Source organism: Chitinibacter bivalviorum (assembly GCF_013403565.1).
In the GTDB taxonomy this organism is placed as follows: Bacteria; Pseudomonadota; Gammaproteobacteria; order Burkholderiales; family Chitinibacteraceae; genus Chitinibacter; species Chitinibacter bivalviorum.
Genome location: NZ_CP058627.1, coordinates 2,548,285 through 2,564,291, shown reverse-complemented (window position 1 = coordinate 2,564,291; position 16,007 = coordinate 2,548,285). Strand labels below are relative to the sequence as shown.

Genomic DNA, 16,007 nt, shown 5'->3' with positions numbered 1-16,007 from the left:
CTCTGCGCTGGGGGTTTGGCATTTACGCCAATAAGAATAGCAATAACTAAAGAGATGAATATGCTGCACCGATTTTCCCTCCCTCTGCTGGCCTGCTTGATCGCGGGTGGCGTGCTGGCCTATGAAAGTACGGCGGTATTAGCCCTGCTTGAGCAAGCTGAATTACTACCCGGCGGCGAAGCGGGTACGACTGATGATCACGGTAAAAATGCTTTTTCGCTGCCCATGCCAGCACTAACCGACGATGAAGTGACGCAATTTGAAATCGGTAATGCCTTCTTCACCAAGCCTTGGGTGGAAGCGCCGTCATCGACGACCGCGCGCGATGGCCTTGGGCCGCATTTTATTGCGCAATCCTGTGGCGCTTGCCATACGCTGGACGGGCGTGGCGCGCCGCCCGATTTTGCCAATGGCATTCAGCAAGAGCAGCCGATGGCTTTGTTGATTCGACTGTCTATTCCCGGTCAGAAGCCCGACCCAGTCTACGGCGGGCAGTTTAATAATCGCGCGATTCCGCATGTAAAGCCCGAAGGTCAGGTGCAAATTCAATATCGTGAAATCAAAGGCCAATTTGCCGATGGCACGCCCTATAGTTTGCAGTCGCCAACGTACAAACTCGATCATTTAGGTTATGGGCCGCTGCATAAAGACATTATGCTCTCCCCCCGTATTGCGCCACAGATGATTGGCTTAGGGCTTTTAGAGGCAATACCCGAGAGGGATATTCTGGCGAATGCCGAGCGGCAGCGCGCTGAAGGGCGTGGTATCGCAGGCACGCCCAATTATGTGCCCGATGCCTTTGCCGGCAAGGACATGCTCGGGCGCTTTGGCTGGAAGGCCAATGTGGCCACAATTGCGCATCAAAGCGCGGGGGCGTTTCTGGGCGATATGGGGATTACCTCGCGGGTAAATCCGCATGAGGAATGCACCGCCAAGCAGAAAGACTGCTTAAAAGCTCCGTCGGGCGGCAAGCCGGAAATCTCCGATAAAAATCTGGAGCAGGTGATTTTCTATTCCCGTACGCTGGCCGTGCCGACCCGCCGCGATGCCGACTCGGCCAATGTACTGCGCGGTAAGCAGCTATTTAAAGACGCCAATTGCGTCAGTTGCCACACGCCGAGCTATAAAACCGGCGAATTTGCACCTGTGCCGCAATTGGCCAATCAAACCATTTATCCTTATACCGATTTGCTGCTGCATGATATGGGCGAAGGTCTGGCCGACGGTCGCCCAGATGGTCGCGCCAATGGTCGCCAGTGGAAAACGCCGCCGCTATGGGGCTTGGGGCTGGTGCCGACGGTCAATGGCCACAGCCGCTATCTGCACGATGGCCGCGCGCGTAGCCTGATGGAGGCAGTGTTGTGGCATGGCGGCGAGGCTGAGGCGAGCAAGCAGGCGGTGCTCAAGCTCAACGCCAGCGATCGCGCGAATCTGGAACAATTTTTGAAATCCCTGTAAGGCAGAAATGATGCGTCAATTTGCATTAAGTGCCGTTTTCTCGGCTTTGCTCGCTGTGCCGGCTTTGGCCGCAGACCCGGTCGAGATCAGCAAAGCGCCCGTGCCCGATGTGGCTTGGGCGCAATCTTGGCTTAAAGACGGTTATCTGAGCCGTTATACCGCACTGAATCACGCTGCAGACGAGTTGGCGCTGGCGAGTAAAAACCTGTGCCAAAAACTCGATGCTGCCGAGTTGAAAAATGCGCGTGCAGCGTGGCTGAGTGCGAGTCAGGCATGGCGCGCGATGGATGGCGCACCCGCAGGGCCGATGGTGCTGGCACGTTTGGGGCGCAATATTGATTTTCGCCCTGTGCGTGTGGCGGATGTCGAGGCCGCGATCGCAGGGGGCGAGGGCAATGTCGCCGCGCGTGGCTTGCCCACGATCGAGTATTTACTCTGGGGCGATGCGCAGCCTGCGGGTGTGTTGGCAAGCTTGAAAGCGCCGCCGCGTTGCGATTATCTGGTCAAAATCAGTCAATGGGTCGCGCAGGAAACACACGCGCTGGACGAAGGTTGGCGGGTGTATAACACCGAGTTGGGCGCTGAAAACCCGTTTTTCCGCCAGAACTTGTTCTCTGAACATGTGAACTTGATGATCGCCAGCCTGACTAGCCTGATCAAACGGATTCCAACGGGCACGGGGATCAAGCCCGAGCAATATATCGAGTGGCGCAGTGGCAGCAGCAAGGCGCAGATTCTGGCGCAATACGCCGGTTTTAGCCGCGCGATGGGCGGCTTAAATCAATGGTTGAGCAAAGACGGTCACGCCGAGCTGGCCGCCGCGATGAAAGCCGACATGCTGGCGGCGCAAAAGACTTGCCAGCTTTTGCCCGACGATCTGAGCCAAAGTAGCGCCAAGGCGCGACAAGATTGCAGCAAGGCGCTCACGCAAGTGAAGCATCGCTTGCAAAACGACATCGCCGAGCAATGGGATCTGACCTTGGGCTTTACCGAAGGCGACGGCGACTGATGATCAATCGGCGTCATTTTCTGCAGCTCAGTGCCTTGGCGACGTGGCCGCGGCATGCGGTGGCGGGCAAGGCGGGGACTACATCTGATCAGGCTGTGCCGACTTTGCTTAGCGCCAGTTGGTCGGACGAGGTGATGTCGGCGGGCATGATCTCGGGCGAGACGTATCAGCCGATTGCTTTGCCAGGGCGTGGGCATGGCATTGTTGCCTTGCCTGCGAGTGGCGAAGCCATCGTCGTGAGCCGCCGTCTGGGCTCGTGGCTGGCGAAAATCAATTGGCAACGTGGTGAGGTGGTGCAATTGCGCGAGGCCGAATTCGATCGCCATTACTTCGGCCACGCGATATTAACGCCCGATGGCAAAACGCTAATCACGACCGAAAACAACGACGACAGCAGCCAAGGCTTGCTCGGCATCTATGATGTGGCCAATCTCAAGCGTATTGCCGAATTACCCACTTGGGGTATTGGTCCGCATGAAATGATCTGGCTAGTTCCTGGCAAGATACTGGCCATTGCTAATGGTGGGGTTTTGACCTTGCCCGAAACGGGTCGCGCCAAAATCAATCGCGGGCAAATGAATCCCTCGCTGGTGCTGCTGGAATGGCCCAGCGGGAAGAAATTGGCCGAATACGTATTGGAAGACAAAGCGCTCAGCATTCGGCACCTGGCGCGCAGTCACGATGGCACGATCGGCATCGCGCTGCAGGCCGAATACGCCAAGGCTGAGCAGCATCTCAACGCCCCCTTGCTGGCCCTGCTCAAACCCAATGCCGATCAATTACAGCTCGCCGCGCAAGCTCCTGCGCTGCAAGGGTATGGTGCCAGTATTGCCGCCGTGCACGATGCGCAATTGGGCTCGCAATTTTTGATCAGCGCTTTGCGCGGCAATCAGCTGGCGCGCTGGCAAAGCGACGGTACACCGTTGGCTAGCCTCAATCTGCTCCGCCCAGCAGGGATCGCCAGCGATGGTAAGCAGGCGTGGATCAGCAGCGAAACTGGTGTGTTGGCGCATTATCAAATGGGGGGCGATACCCTCACAATGTGCCCCATGCAGGGCACGCCGCGCTGGGATAATCACCTGGTACTCGTAAAAAATTAAAAAAATGCGTTTAGGGGCTTGCGCAAATTAAAAGCTCTGGTAGAATGCGCAGCTCTTAGCCGATGTAGCTCAGTTGGTAGAGCACCTGACTTGTAATCAGGGGGTCGCGAGTTCGATTCCTGCCGTCGGCACCAAGAAAATCAAGGGTTCAGCAAGCAATTGCTGGACCCTTTCGCATTTTAAATCATTATTTGCTGCAGTTTTGCTGCACTCAGATAGTGATGGCTCGATGTCTATTTATTTTGCATCGAGATGCAATCATGCCAATGCGTCAACGCTATACCTCTGCTCCAAGGCACATTTTTAGTGCCGCGACCTATCCTAGGAGCAAGTAATCATGGCAACCATCCAAAAACGTGGACCCTACCAATATCAAGTCATTGTGCGTCGAGTGGGCTATCCCAGTCAGACTGCGACGTTTGAAACGCGCGCCGAAGCTGAGGGTTGGGCGAGTGTCGTTGAGTCTGAAATGATTCGTGGCATTTTCGTTGACCGGCGAGAAGCTGAGACGACAACGCTGGGTCAGGCATTGACCCGCTACGGTAAAGAAATCTCCCCCAGTAAAAAGAGTGCGGCCAATGAGCTTTTGATGATTGCCCGCTTGCAAAAGCACCCCTTGGCTTTGCGCGGTTTAGCGAGTCTGCGCAATGTTGATTTTGCACGCTATCGTGATGAGCGCTTGGCAGAAGTCGGTGCAAATACAGTTCGTCTTGAACTGGCACTGTTTTCACATCTGTTTAACTGCGCTAAAACCGAGTGGAGCATCCCAGTTCAAAATCCGATTGAAGGCATTCGTAAGCCAAAGTTACCGGAAGGTCGCGACCGTCGTTTAGTGGGCGATGAAGAAGACCGTCTCATTGCTGCCGCTAAATTGTGCGTGAGCGGTAACAGGGGGCTTGTCGTTGCGATTCGCCTCGCGATTGAAACCGGCATGCGGGCCGGTGAAATTGCCAGTTTGAAGTGGCACCAGGTCGATTTTGATGCTGAAATCATTCGCTTAGGGGTAACTAAAAATGGCTGCAAGCGAGTGGTGCCACTGACAAAAGCGGCGGAAGAGATTCTCTGGAGTCTGCCTGAGCCAGCCAGCCTCAACGAGCGAGTAAACTCGTTTCATGACACTCGGGGCTTAAGCAAAGCATTTCGTCTCGCGTGTAAGAAAGCCAACATCTCTGGCTTGTGTTTTCATGACCTGCGTCACGAAGCTGCTTCAAGGCTAGCCCCAAAAATGGAAGCACCGACGTTAGCAAAGGTAATGGGTTGGAAAACGCTGCAGATGTCCATGCGCTACTACAATCCAACGCATGCTGAACTTGTTGCAGCAGTTCGTGCCCATTAAGACATCGCTGATGTCGTTAAAACCCCAGTCACAACTGGGGTTTTATGTTGGTAGTTCTTAAAATGGCAGTGCTTCGAGGCTTATGTCGGTGTGATTGAGCCGTGAAATCTTAATAAATTGCTCCTTGAGTAATTGCTGATTTAGCTGTTGCTGTTCTGGACTAAACGCGCCCAACCCATCCACTAGATAGGCCTTTAGGCGTGTGCTAAATCGTTCGGCTGCGGTACTGGCGATAATGCAATGTACGTTTGAAATTTGCCTATCTTTTGCAAATCGCATTGCTCGCATGGCCAGAATGAGTTTTTCGAAGTCTGCTTCGCTGCGACTGCAATTCTCGACTTCAATCCATTCGAATCCTGTCGTTGATTCTGCGATGACATCTGGAATCTTGCAGTGAACTTCTTTGAGGACAAAGGCGTTTTCCTGTTTTTCGTATGTTTGCTGAAAAATAGGGGAGGCGCGTGCACCGATTTCTAGCTCACTCCAAACTCCGGGACTGTCATAGTTACCTGTGTAAAAGCAGGCATGCACGCTATTGCACGCGGTTCGATGAGGGTACGCATTGCGAAGCCAATCCCGAGCGTGCTTCCAATGATCGGGAAGCGTGAAGTCACGCTCGGTCAGCCATCTAACAGCTTTTTTTGTTAGCGTCACCAGCAGCTCTGACTTAATCGTGTCGCGACGAGTGACGATGTATTTTTCTTCCGTTAGCCATTTAAGTGTCCGGCCCGTCATTACTAAAGCACTGGCATCTGTGCGTTGCCAGATAGCGCGTGCAATTTGCTTGAGACTCGCATAGCCCACTTTCGAAACATAAAGTAATACGCGAAGGCGATTGATTTCACCTTGATGCTGTTTGTTGATTGCCATAGTGATTTTCCGCTGGGAGTGATACGTCGTATAGCTCAGGAGGGTTAGCATGATTCGATGTTTGTGCCGATGTTTGCAGTGTGCAAACATCAAAAACATCTAGCCCCCGAAAGCGTTCCGACCTTTCACTTCGCAGGCCTGCGGCCTGCTGCGCGGGGATAAATCCCCTTGCTTATGAGGACATTTTGGCTAACGGGCTGGACGCCCTACCCAAAATTCTGCCGCTAGGGCGGCAGCCTCACCGGTCCCCCCTCACAAGTTCGGGAAACCGCCTTGCTGCGGCACTCCCGCTGGTCGTGGTCCTGTCGGACTCGTTGCTCACCCTGCCATTTGCTGCGCAACTGCCCGGGGCCCTGCAACGCCCGCGCAACGCGGTTTCCCGACCTTGGTCGGGGGGATGGCTCCGCCCCCACCAACGGTCGTCCACTGGGGTGGACTCAAAAGCAGCTGGACGCTGCTTTTGTCCCTTGGCGGCTCCCCCACACCGTCCCCGCTGGGGCGTGGCCGGCTGCTACGGGCTGAACGCCCTGCGCGCTCCTTCGGAGTGTTAACTGCCTATCCTCGCGACGCTGTTTTGTCATGTATGCAGGCTTGGTGATGTTTGTTTTATCTTCGGCTGGCATCGACCTACGGCAAGCAACAACGTGCGTACTTGGCGATAACTAATAGATTTGCTTCTATCGCCACATGGACCGACTAAGTTTTGCGTCAGCTTATTTGAGCGGGGATAATAAGGTGTCGGTTAGTTGTAGAACTAAGCGCTAAGATGGTTGGCTTACCCAATGAATACCAATCAAAGATGTTCGAAAGGTTGCTATTCTAAGATGTAGGTTGGTTTTCTTAAAATGTGTAATCTGAAACCGCTTCGTGAGCTCTTGCATCAAACTATCTTTGTTCAGTAAACAGGATAACCATGGAAATAGTTATTGCCATATATCTTTTAGTTGGTTTTTATAAAACCATGAAAATATTTAACAGCAGAAACATTGCGAAAAAAAGAAGCTGGATGCTTAGGCCGCAAACAGGGTTATCTTTTATATTTTTCTTGTTTATCAGCACGATTTTCTGGCCATTCATGGCAACGTAAATTTGTTAAGCTGGAACAGCAACTATAGCGAGTACCAAAATGGGTATTTTTGATGGGATTAAAAAGGCGGCGTTTGCTGTTGATGAAGTGTCTAGCGGAAACAGACTACTCAATCAATACAAAGAATCGAAAGATGTACTATCTAAAATTCCAGAAGATATGCTCTCAAAGATAGTTGCTAATTATGTAACTATGAGAATTGATTTAGAGGGTAAAATAAGGAATTGGGGAAGGGAAGGTTTTATTGAGGCGGCTAATGGCTTTTATCTCGAGTCAAAAAAACATAGAAATTTTGACCAGATTAGCTGTTTTTCTCTACTGCTTGTTGGTCTGTGGCTTGAGAGTTTAATAAGGGTGACTGATGAAGCTGCGTATGTAAGAAATGAATTAGATAAACTTGCAAATTTGCTAATAAATGAAGCAGAACAGATTGCAAAAGAGGAGTCGCTGAAGCTACAGATAGGTAATAGTCATTACAACTCTTTAGTTCATCAGGTAAATAGCAAATCAATTCAACTAAATAATGCACTTTTTGAAGGTGATAGGTCAGCATCGGTATCAGTGCACATCGAAAAATATTATTTGCAAGAGTCAATTGCTCTATTTTGCAAAGGAAAGCCTATGCAGGCATCTCAATATATTAATACATTGAATATGCTGTACGGGGAGTATACTGACTGCCTTTTTGACGGAAATAGACAGTCCTCCGATAAATGGCTTTCAAGAATAGATTCTCATTTTTTTGGGAGTTTCGGAAATGGCGAGCAAGATTTTATAAGAAATGTCTCGTATAATGAACTAAGTGAAGAGCACAATATATTAATAAATGAATATTATTTGAACTCATTGTTTGAAGGGGATAGGGAAAGGACTGTCATTATTTATCCAAAACTGATTTCTATTGAAACAGCCCGCCTACTTAAACGCATAAGTAACCAATACTAAACGTGGCTTCTCTCGCTGTTTTTCAGCTTTGCGTCTAAAGCGTGGCGGGGACCTTTCAGTCACACCTGCAATTTGTAGGGTGTTACACAGCTAGGGTCGGGTAAAGCCTTCGCTGATAACCAATCCCTAAAAGTATGTATTTTTTGGATAGGGGGAGCGGTGCTCTAACCTTCGGCGGCACTCCCTGGCTGCGGCTTTTCACATATGCTGTCAGAGCAACTCAGAGTCTTTGTGTTGCTGGTACGGCACTTGCGAAAGTTTAGAAGGACGGCCCCGCCGCCTTTTCGGTGGAGCTGTGTGAAGTGGCTTTGGTTCTATTGCCGGCTGTTTACTGGCTATCCAGGCCGCAACGTCGCTTTCACGCCAGCGCAAACTGCGTCCCAATTTAATTGCTGGCGGTAAATCGCCACCCTTGTTGAATCTGTTGTAGATAGTCTGCTCTGCCAAGCTGATTGTTTCGCTCAGCTCTTTGATGTCGATGAGGCGGTCCATATCTGGATAAGTCATGTTTGCAGTCACATGACTGCCTAGAGTATAGCGCTATGTTCCTTGCTGTTACCCCAAGTTTGGCCAATATTTCTTTGCTGCATTTTTGCTGCAGCAATTTGGTGAAATTAGGGTAAGATGAGGTAAAGCAGGGTATGGCAAACCGTTGAATTTATTGGTTTTGTCGCGTGATTTCAGGTCTGGATTTTGGACTTGTAATCAGGGGGTCGCGAGTTCGATTCCTGCCGTCGGCACCAAGAATATAAGGGTTCCAGCTTTTTAGCTGGAACCCTTTTTTCGTTTCTATCGCACATCTCTCGTAGTACCATCTCTGGTATGACTCCGAATATTGATTCCCTGTTACCGCTGTTATTCCCATTGCTACAGGCTTTTCCAGTCGCAGAGCGGGAAAAGCTATTGGCTGTTGGTCATGAACATGACGCAACGGCAGGCACGGTACTTTGGGAGGAAGGTCAGCGTATCGACGATATATTGTTTATCTCCTCTGGCATTGTGGTCGCGACTTCCAATACGCAGGCGGCAGGGCGTTTCTTTTTATATGGGCATATGGCGGCTGGCTCCGTGGCGGGGCTGCATGCATTGCAGATGCCTAATGCCGCCCAAGTTCAATTAACGGTGCAAGAAGACGCCCATTATCTGCAATTGCCTTTATCGGCCTTATCCGAAGCGCTGGCAGCCTATCCCGCGGCATGGGAAGCCGTCGCTCGCGAGCTGGCGCAAGGCGTCTTTCATTTAGTCAATACGATCAATTTATTGGCGCAATCAAATGGTTATCACCGCTTGCGGCGTTTGCTGATTCAGCTCGATCGTCGTGCCCGAAATGAGCATCAACAAAGTGGCTTGGCCCTGAGCCAGCAAGAGCTTGCTGCGCGCATTGGTTTATCGCGCGAGATGGTCAATCGGATGCTGGCTCAACTGCGCAGTGGCGGTTATCTGGAGCAAGATGAACGCGGTATTTTTAAGATCTTGCAGCCTTTGCCACGCGAATTTTGAGCCCCTCAAAGCGCTTGTGCGAAAACGCACAAGCGATTCAATCCTTACGTTTCCTTCCTTATGATGGCCTCCATTGCCTTTTGGCTCGGTAATTGAGGAGTTCATTATGTCTCGACTATTGATCGGATTGATCGCAGGCATTTTCAGTATCGCAACCGTTACATCTCAGGCAAGCGTGCACGACGCTTATCGCGATGGTATCCGTGAAGTGAGCAAGGCCAAAATTGACGGTGCGCGTGAAGTGGCGGCAGAGCGCCGCGAAGCCGCGCGCGATTATTACTCGGCGGATAACCCATGGGAGCGTCGCCAGGCGATTCGTGAAGGTGCGCGTGAAGTGCGTGCTGCCAAGCGTAAGGCCGAACGTGAGGTTCGTAGCGAACGGCGTGAAGCACGACGTGAGATTCGTCGTGAGATACGCAAAGATCGCTGGAACTAATCAATTCGGAGTAACGCTATGAAATGGATTAACGCTATGAAATGGATTAACGCTATGAAATGGATTCAAATCACCGTCTTTGCGCTGACCGCCTTGATGTTAATGGCGAGCCCGACCTGGGCAGATAGCCGTCAAGATGCGCATCGCATCGGCGCCTTTGCGGGGGCCATGAAATACTGCGCGGAGCACGATGATGGTCGTGAAGGCCGTTATAAAATGGCGCGTTTGCGGGCCTTTAAGGAAGTCGACGACATGTCATCACGCCGCAAGCTAGATGCCATTGCGGCACGAAATTTGGCGTATGAACGTGGCCGTTATCTAGGCCGTCGACTGGACCGCAATCACTGTCGACAACTGGTGAAAGCCTCCGAGTGGCGCCGATTTTTTAATTAAGCGTTCGCGCTGCGGCGCTTGCCCCGTGCAATCAAAAGCCTGAGCCGGGCTGCTGTAAAAACGCCAGCTCTTCCGGTGTTGAGGAGCGGCCCAAAATCGCGTTGCGATGTGGATAGCGATTAAATTGCTCGATAATGGCTTTGTGTTTGAGCTCAAAATTCAAATTACTTTCGATGCCATTTTCGAGATACAGCCCGACGGCGATTTCATGGATCAGTAGCGACTCGCTGTGCATAAACGGCAGGTATAAAAAGCTGCGCTCCACCGGGCTCAGCAAATCGCCAGCGCCAGCACTGATGGCTTCCTGGGCTAAGGCCAGTGCCAATGCATCGTAGGCAAAGGACTCGGCTGTGTCGCGAAACATATTGCGAGAGAATTGGTCGAGCACAATGATTTCGGCTAATCGCCCATGCGCGGATTCGCGCCATTCAAATAATTCGCAGCGAATCGCGCTGGCGTGGGTTTGGGCAAAGCGTTCGACGATCAGTTGATCAAATTGCGGATCTTTTACCCACCATTTGGCGGGCTCAATTTCTTCAAACCAAAAATTTAGAACGGTCTCGTAGGCGGGCATGGCAAAGCTCTTTGTGCGGGATAGATTGATTCATTTAAGCTCAGAAAGTGACTGGGCGTACGCATAAACTGCCAGCCGCCAGTGCATGGATGGCTGCGGGTGACAATCGGCTCATCTGGTCTTGAGTTGGGCGTGTGTTTGCGGACTATGGGTCGCGCGTTGCTCTTGAGTCGGGTGCGCCTGCTGACCGTAGTTATTGTGCATTGATGGGTATATTCTTATAATTGTTCATTGGTAATGCTCTTGGCCTTATACCCAGTAATGTATTTGCGCTCGCTCGATTGCACTGCCGCTGGCCAAATGCTGTTGGGCATGTTGCAAGTCTGAGCCCCCAGCGAATATGCCGCGGTGTTTTTCAGCTGGGTAGTGTTTTTTCATGCGCAATCTACGCCCTGCGCTGGCGCTGAAAGTCGATGCTAGTCGGAATGCAGGTGCAGCTTTGCTGTCTAGACCGTATAATCCTTGCTGATTTCCCCTATTTTTTCAGGAAGCTTTGCAATGTCTGATTCCGCAACACCAAGCAATAAAGCTTGGTCGGGCCGTTTTAATGAACCAGTTTCCGAGCTGGTTAAACGTTATACCGCTTCGGTGTTTTTTGATAACCGCATGGCGGAAGTAGACATTCAGGGCTCGCTGGCGCACGCCGGCATGCTGAACCAAGTGGGCGTCTTGTCGGATGAAGACTTGCGCGCCATCCAAGGCGGCATGGCTGACATTCTCGATGATATTCGCGCGGGTCGTTTCGAGTGGAGTCTGGATCTCGAAGACGTACACATGAACATCGAACGTCGCCTGACCGATAAAATCGGCGATGCGGGCAAACGTCTGCACACCGGCCGTTCACGCAATGACCAAGTGGCAACTGATATTCGCCTGTATTTGCGGGGCGCGATTGATGTCTTGCTTGGTTTGGTGCGCGATTTGCAGCATTCACTGGTAGATTTGGCTGAAAAAAATGCCAGCACTGTGATGCCCGGCTTTACGCATTTGCAAGTGGCGCAGCCAGTGACCTTTGGCCACCATATGCTGGCCTACGTCGAAATGTTGGGCCGTGATGCCGAGCGTTTGGCCGATACCCGCAAACGGGTGAACCGCATGCCTTTGGGCTCGGCAGCGCTGGCGGGGACGACTTTCCCGATTGATCGCACCATCACTGCCAAATTGCTTGGTTTTGAAGCGATTTGCGAAAACTCGCTCGATGCAGTGTCTGATCGCGACTTCGCGATTGAATTTACTGCTGCTGGCTCGCTGATCATGACGCATTTGTCGCGTTTGTCAGAAGAGCTGATCCTATGGATGAGTCCACGTTACGGCTTTATTGATATTGCCGATCGTTTCTGTACCGGCTCTTCCATCATGCCGCAAAAGAAAAACCCAGACGTGCCAGAATTGGTGCGCGGTAAAACCGGTCGCGTGAATGGCCATCTGGTGGCTTTGCTCACGCTGATGAAGGGCCAGCCGCTGGCCTACAACAAAGACAATCAGGAAGATAAAGAAGGCCTATTTGACACCGTTGATACCTTGACCGATACGCTGCGTATCTACGCCGACATGATGCGCGGTATTACCGTCAAGCCAGAGGCGATGGAGCGCGCCGCCAAGCAAGGTTTTGCCACTGCGACTGACTTGGCCGATTATTTGGTGAAACGTGGCCTGCCATTCCGCGATGCGCACGAAGCCGTGGCTTTGGCCGTGCGTTATGCGGAAAGCAAGAAAAAAGATCTGGCTGATTTAACGCTGGTTGAGCTCAAATCATTCTCATCATTGATCGAAGATGACGTGCAATCGGTGTTGACGCTGCAAGGCTCGCTCGACGCCCGCAATCACATTGGTGGTACAGCACCTTTCCAAGTGCTGGTGCAAGTGGCGAAATGGCGTGAGCGCATTGGCGGGTAAGTATCACTCGTCACCCGCCAACAACCCCGACCGCGTGCCGGGGTTTTTTATTGCCATTTGAATTTAAGTCTCTGATGTGAAAGTGGATTGCGGCAGCTATATTGCTAGGGAATGTTGGGTTCAGGAGAATCTGAATGGACTGGATCGATGGCAATACAACGCAAAATACCAAGCTGCAATTACGCCGTTTGCGGCGGCATTTTCTGTTATTTCTGGTTGCGGTCGTGGTGCCCGTGTTGGCCGCATTGTGGATGTATAAAAGCCATGTAGAGGCGGTCGAGGAGTCGCGTTTACTCGCATCGGTCGAGTCGCATGCGCTGCAGCAACAATTGGCGTTTGAACAAGTCATTAATGTGGCGACCAGTCATTTACAACGCCTTAGTTTGCAATTGAGCGACACCATGATGCGACCGGAATTGGGCTTGGATGAGGGCACGTGGAAACATCTAGCGCAGTATGGCGTGCGCCGGACTGGCTCAGGGGGATTGCTGGGCTCGCAACTTGATCCATGGTGGCGCGAGCGTTTTGGTGAGTTGTTTGTCGCCTCATCAGCACTGACGCAGCCTCATCTGGGGAAAGAAATCGCCGCCGCTATGGCGCTGTTTCCTGCGATGCATGCCGCTCATCAGGCTCACCCTTATTTCCAATGGTCGTATTTCTATTCGCCTCGTGAAGATTTCTCCAGCATTTACCCGTTTATTGCCGAAAAAGAGCTGCAACAAGCGACGGGCACGCAATCGGTCGATGCCATGTTGAAAGTAGTCTTTGATGCGGGCGGTACACGGCCAGTGCAAATGATGTCGCCCAATCGAAATCCGCAGCGCGAAAATCGCTGGACGACACCCTATTACGATGCGGGTGGCAAAGGCGCAATGGTGAGTTTATTGCGCCCACAATATGTGCAGGATGAATTCGTCGGGGTGCTGGGAACAGATGTTACGCTGCGAATGTTTGCCGAAACGCTGAAGGTGGATATGAATTACCTTGGCCATGCTTTGGTTGTTGATTCGCTCGGGCATGTGTTGGCCGACGATGCGGGGCAGGTGATCGAAAGTAAGGATATCCTGAAAAGCAGTAATGTACTGCCCGCGCAACTGACGCAAATCCCGTTGGCCAGTATGCTGGCGAAGAAAAAATCGCTACAAACCAATGGGCAATGGCATTGGCTGGTCTTGCCACTGCAAGGCAGTCAGTGGCATTTGCTGGTGTACTTTTCCGAGCTGGAGCTTGAGCAGGCTAAAGCGAAGCAAGTGGCGGGGACGCCTTTTGTGTTGCTGGGTTTGCTGATGTTGCTGATCGCGGCAGCTTGGGCGATTTCCTACTTCTTTGCTTTACCCGCACTGCGTCTGGTCGATTTTCTGCACCGTTTGCAGGGCGACCCGCAGGCAAAAACGCCAAAAGTGCCCAAAGCTTGGCAGCCATCCTTTAGCCAAGTCGCTGAAACTGCACAAGAACGGGCTACGTATTTAACTGAGGTGGAAGGGCATTCCGAGCATCTGGAGCAAACCGTCGCCCAACGCACCCGCGAGCTGGTTGAAGCAAATGATGTTTTGCAACAAACCATTATGCAGTTGAAAACCACGCAAAAAATGCTGGTCGAGTCTGAAAAAATGGCCGCCTTGGGCTCTTTGGTGGCAGGGGTGGCGCATGAGCTCAATACGCCTATTGGCGTGAGCGTGACGATGGGCTCAACCTTGCAGGAGAAAAACCGCGAATTGGCTGAGCAAATTACCGCCCAGACGCTACGCAAAACCGTGTTGGCCGATTATGTGAATGTCACCGAGCAAGGCTTGCAGATTTTGATGCGCAATCTTGAGCAGGCGGCTCAATTGGTCAGCAGCTTTAAGCAGGTCGCGGTCGATCAAACCAGCGATCTGCGCCGCGAGTTTGATCTGGCTGAATTGGTGTTGCAAGTCATGCAAACCATGGGCGTGTTGTATGGGGCTAATCGCTTGCAATCGGATATCCCGCAAGGATTGAAACTCGATAGCTTTCCCGGCGCCTTGGTGCAGGTGTTAAATAACTTGATTGCCAATGCTGAAACACATGCGTTTGCCGAAAAAAACGCGGGCTTGGTGATGATTACTGCGCGTTTAATCGATGAGCAGACGCTAAGGCTTATAGTCAGTGACAATGGTGTAGGCATCCGCCCCGAGCATCTGGATCATATCTTTGAGCCGTTTTTTACCACCAAATTGGGTCAGGGTGGATCAGGCTTGGGGCTCAATATTGTCTACAACATCGTCCACTCGGTCTTGGGCGGACGTATCGAAGTGCAGAGTCAGGTCGGGCGGGGGTCTGAATTTACGCTGACTTTACCGCTGTGCGCGCCAGAGCGGGTCAGCAGCCCTGCCGAGAAATGAGCCGGTACGCGAGTAAAGCGTATCGCCAACGCAGATCAGCGGTAAAATGGTGCTTATTCCTGTCGATGGTTTGAGTTGAGTTTATGCATATTCAGTGGCGTTGGTATCACTTTGGCGATTTTGATTCTCTAACGCTATTTAAGTATTTGCGCTTACGACAGGAGGTTTTTGTGGTGGAGCAAGCCTGCGCCTACCCAGATATTGATGATCTTGATCTGGTTTCTACCCATTTACTGGGTTGGCATGATGAGCAGATTGTCGCCTGTTTGCGCTTGGTGCCACCGGGGCTTAAATTTGCCGAGCCGTCGCTGGGACGCGTAATTAGTGCGCCTAGTGCCCGAGGTACCGGGGTGGGGCATATCTTGATGGAGCAAGCATTGATTGGTTTTGAAGAGCAATACCCTAAGATGGCCAATCGGATCGGCGCGCAAGCGCATTTGCAGCGCTTTTATGCCCAGCATGGCTTTGTCACCGTTTCCGCCGAATACGATGAAGATGGTATTGCTCATGTCGATATGCTGCGCACGGCGAACCCATAATGTTTGAACAGCGGGATCAAATTCGTTATTTTCGTTCGCGCATCCCCAGCTTTGCTTGCGTCGAAGGTTGTCATGATTGCTGTGGGCCGGTATTAACCTCAAGCGAAGAAATCTCGCGCTTACCGAGCAAAACCAAGGCCGAGCGCGCGGCAGCACTGGCTGAGTATCTGTGCCCTCATCTTGGAGCAAAAGGCTGCACGGTTTATGCCGAGCGCCCGATTATTTGCCGCCTTTTTGGCACGACGCCCCGCTTGCCTTGTCCGCACGGCCGTGCACCGGAGGTCATGATTGATCCTCGAATTGACGCCCAGATTCAAAAATTCTTTATTGAAGTGCGGCAGGTGCTGGTTTAACAATGACAATTGAATAATTTGCGGTGCGGTGGTTTTTCTTTCAATACACTGTCTGATGTTTTTGTTTGAAACAAGCTTAATTATTAATCGCTGTAATATTAAATTAATGAATTGCAATTAATTCAGTTTATTCCATGGTTTGCTCAAT

15 protein-coding genes and 1 tRNA gene are annotated in these 16,007 nt (G+C 51.6%); 13 read left to right on the top strand and 3 right to left on the bottom strand.

All coding sequences use genetic code 11. From position 1 onward, the window contains the following. The first annotated feature begins 60 nt into the window (after nucleotides 1-60). The 5 genes from HQ393_RS12175 to HQ393_RS12155 all read left to right on the top strand — a co-directional run bounded on the left by HQ393_RS12175 (nucleotide 61) and on the right by HQ393_RS12155 (nucleotide 4,903). Nucleotides 61-1,458 (top strand): di-heme oxidoreductase family protein, encoded by a 1,398-nt coding sequence (locus tag HQ393_RS12175; RefSeq protein WP_246307887.1) that lies wholly within the window; start codon nucleotides 61-63, stop codon nucleotides 1,456-1,458. Nucleotides 1,459-1,465: 7 nt separating this feature from the next. Then, a complete protein-coding gene (locus HQ393_RS12170) occupies nucleotides 1,466-2,467 on the top strand; it encodes an imelysin family protein (RefSeq protein ID WP_179355433.1) in 1,002 nt (333 codons plus the stop codon). Continuing rightward, nucleotides 2,467-3,567 (top strand): DUF1513 domain-containing protein, encoded by a 1,101-nt coding sequence (locus HQ393_RS12165; protein WP_179355432.1) that lies wholly within the window; start codon nucleotides 2,467-2,469, stop codon nucleotides 3,565-3,567. The genes HQ393_RS12170 and HQ393_RS12165 overlap by 1 nt, the downstream gene beginning before the upstream one ends. A gap of 58 nt (nucleotides 3,568-3,625) precedes the next feature. Then, a tRNA-Thr gene (locus HQ393_RS12160) sits at nucleotides 3,626-3,701 on the top strand. Nucleotides 3,702-3,904: 203 nt separating this feature from the next. Beyond that, a complete protein-coding gene (locus HQ393_RS12155; RefSeq protein ID WP_179355431.1) occupies nucleotides 3,905-4,903 on the top strand; it encodes a site-specific integrase in 999 nt (332 codons plus the stop codon). A 57-nt stretch (nucleotides 4,904-4,960) separates the two neighbouring features. Here the strand turns inward: HQ393_RS12155 and HQ393_RS12150 are convergent, their stop codons facing one another. Next, nucleotides 4,961-5,872: a hypothetical protein gene (locus tag HQ393_RS12150; protein WP_179355430.1), complete on the bottom strand. Its 912-nt coding sequence runs from the start codon at nucleotides 5,870-5,872 to the stop codon at nucleotides 4,961-4,963. 1,027 nt (nucleotides 5,873-6,899) lie between these two features. Here HQ393_RS12150 and HQ393_RS12145 point away from each other — a divergent pair. Then, a complete protein-coding gene (locus HQ393_RS12145; RefSeq protein WP_179355429.1) occupies nucleotides 6,900-7,805 on the top strand; it encodes a hypothetical protein in 906 nt (301 codons plus the stop codon). Between the two features lie 210 nt (nucleotides 7,806-8,015). Here HQ393_RS12145 and HQ393_RS12140 read toward each other — a convergent pair whose 3' ends face one another. Beyond that, nucleotides 8,016-8,324, bottom strand: coding sequence for a helix-turn-helix transcriptional regulator (locus tag HQ393_RS12140; RefSeq protein ID WP_218871151.1), 309 nt, complete (start codon nucleotides 8,322-8,324; stop codon nucleotides 8,016-8,018). A 303-nt stretch (nucleotides 8,325-8,627) separates the two neighbouring features. Here HQ393_RS12140 and HQ393_RS12135 point away from each other — a divergent pair, with 303 nt between their 5' ends. The 3 genes from HQ393_RS12135 (at nucleotide 8,628) to HQ393_RS12125 (ending at nucleotide 10,134) form a co-directional block, all read left to right on the top strand. After that, the gene (locus tag HQ393_RS12135; RefSeq protein ID WP_179355428.1) at nucleotides 8,628-9,305 is read left to right on the top strand and encodes a Crp/Fnr family transcriptional regulator; all 678 of its coding nucleotides are present in this window, start codon (nucleotides 8,628-8,630) and stop codon (nucleotides 9,303-9,305) included. A 106-nt stretch (nucleotides 9,306-9,411) separates the two neighbouring features. Continuing rightward, nucleotides 9,412-9,741, top strand: a complete 330-nt coding sequence (locus HQ393_RS12130) for a hypothetical protein (protein WP_179355427.1) — start codon at nucleotides 9,412-9,414, stop codon at nucleotides 9,739-9,741. A gap of 54 nt (nucleotides 9,742-9,795) precedes the next feature. Next, nucleotides 9,796-10,134, top strand: coding sequence for a hypothetical protein (locus HQ393_RS12125; RefSeq protein ID WP_179355426.1), 339 nt, complete (start codon nucleotides 9,796-9,798; stop codon nucleotides 10,132-10,134). A 31-nt stretch (nucleotides 10,135-10,165) separates the two neighbouring features. Here the strand turns inward: HQ393_RS12125 and HQ393_RS12120 are convergent, their stop codons facing one another. Next, on the bottom strand, nucleotides 10,166-10,708 hold the full coding sequence (locus HQ393_RS12120; RefSeq protein ID WP_179355425.1) for a DUF924 family protein: 543 nt from the start codon (nucleotides 10,706-10,708) through the stop codon (nucleotides 10,166-10,168). Nucleotides 10,709-11,206: 498 nt separating this feature from the next. On the opposite strand from HQ393_RS12120, the gene argH reads away from it, so the two are divergent. From argH to HQ393_RS12100, 4 genes are all read left to right on the top strand, one after another. Next, nucleotides 11,207-12,604, top strand: coding sequence for an argininosuccinate lyase (argH, locus tag HQ393_RS12115; RefSeq protein WP_179355424.1), 1,398 nt, complete (start codon nucleotides 11,207-11,209; stop codon nucleotides 12,602-12,604). A 134-nt stretch (nucleotides 12,605-12,738) separates the two neighbouring features. Beyond that, nucleotides 12,739-14,967 carry an ATP-binding protein gene (locus HQ393_RS12110; protein WP_179355423.1) on the top strand — a complete coding sequence of 743 codons (2,229 nt, stop codon included), beginning with the start codon at nucleotides 12,739-12,741 and terminating at the stop codon, nucleotides 14,965-14,967. Between the two features lie 83 nt (nucleotides 14,968-15,050). Further along, on the top strand, nucleotides 15,051-15,506 hold the full coding sequence (locus HQ393_RS12105; RefSeq protein ID WP_179355422.1) for a GNAT family N-acetyltransferase: 456 nt from the start codon (nucleotides 15,051-15,053) through the stop codon (nucleotides 15,504-15,506). Continuing rightward, nucleotides 15,506-15,859, top strand: a complete 354-nt coding sequence (locus HQ393_RS12100) for a YkgJ family cysteine cluster protein (protein WP_179355421.1) — start codon at nucleotides 15,506-15,508, stop codon at nucleotides 15,857-15,859. The genes HQ393_RS12105 and HQ393_RS12100 overlap by 1 nt, the downstream gene beginning before the upstream one ends. Nucleotides 15,860-16,007 lie beyond the last annotated feature (148 nt).

Bases quoted from the DNA above. Each gene is read 5' to 3' on its own strand.
- HQ393_RS12175 (WP_246307887.1), top strand. From the start codon at position 61: ATGCTGCACCGATTTTCCCTCCCTCTGCTGGCCTGCTTGATCGCGGGT.
- HQ393_RS12105 (WP_179355422.1), top strand. From the start codon at position 15,051: ATGCATATTCAGTGGCGTTGGTATCACTTTGGCGATTTTGATTCTCTA.
- HQ393_RS12155 (WP_179355431.1), top strand. From the start codon at position 3,905: ATGGCAACCATCCAAAAACGTGGACCCTACCAATATCAAGTCATTGTG.
- HQ393_RS12165 (WP_179355432.1), top strand. From the start codon at position 2,467: ATGATCAATCGGCGTCATTTTCTGCAGCTCAGTGCCTTGGCGACGTGG.
- HQ393_RS12110 (WP_179355423.1), top strand. From the start codon at position 12,739: ATGGACTGGATCGATGGCAATACAACGCAAAATACCAAGCTGCAATTA.
- HQ393_RS12135 (WP_179355428.1), top strand. From the start codon at position 8,628: ATGACTCCGAATATTGATTCCCTGTTACCGCTGTTATTCCCATTGCTA.
- HQ393_RS12130 (WP_179355427.1), top strand. From the start codon at position 9,412: ATGTCTCGACTATTGATCGGATTGATCGCAGGCATTTTCAGTATCGCA.
- HQ393_RS12150 (WP_179355430.1), bottom strand. From the start codon at position 5,872: ATGTTTTTGATGTTTGCACACTGCAAACATCGGCACAAACATCGAATC.
- HQ393_RS12120 (WP_179355425.1), bottom strand. From the start codon at position 10,708: ATGCCCGCCTACGAGACCGTTCTAAATTTTTGGTTTGAAGAAATTGAG.
- argH (WP_179355424.1), top strand. From the start codon at position 11,207: ATGTCTGATTCCGCAACACCAAGCAATAAAGCTTGGTCGGGCCGTTTT.
- HQ393_RS12170 (WP_179355433.1), top strand. From the start codon at position 1,466: ATGATGCGTCAATTTGCATTAAGTGCCGTTTTCTCGGCTTTGCTCGCT.
- HQ393_RS12125 (WP_179355426.1), top strand. From the start codon at position 9,796: ATGAAATGGATTCAAATCACCGTCTTTGCGCTGACCGCCTTGATGTTA.
- HQ393_RS12100 (WP_179355421.1), top strand. From the start codon at position 15,506: ATGTTTGAACAGCGGGATCAAATTCGTTATTTTCGTTCGCGCATCCCC.
- HQ393_RS12145 (WP_179355429.1), top strand. From the start codon at position 6,900: ATGGGTATTTTTGATGGGATTAAAAAGGCGGCGTTTGCTGTTGATGAA.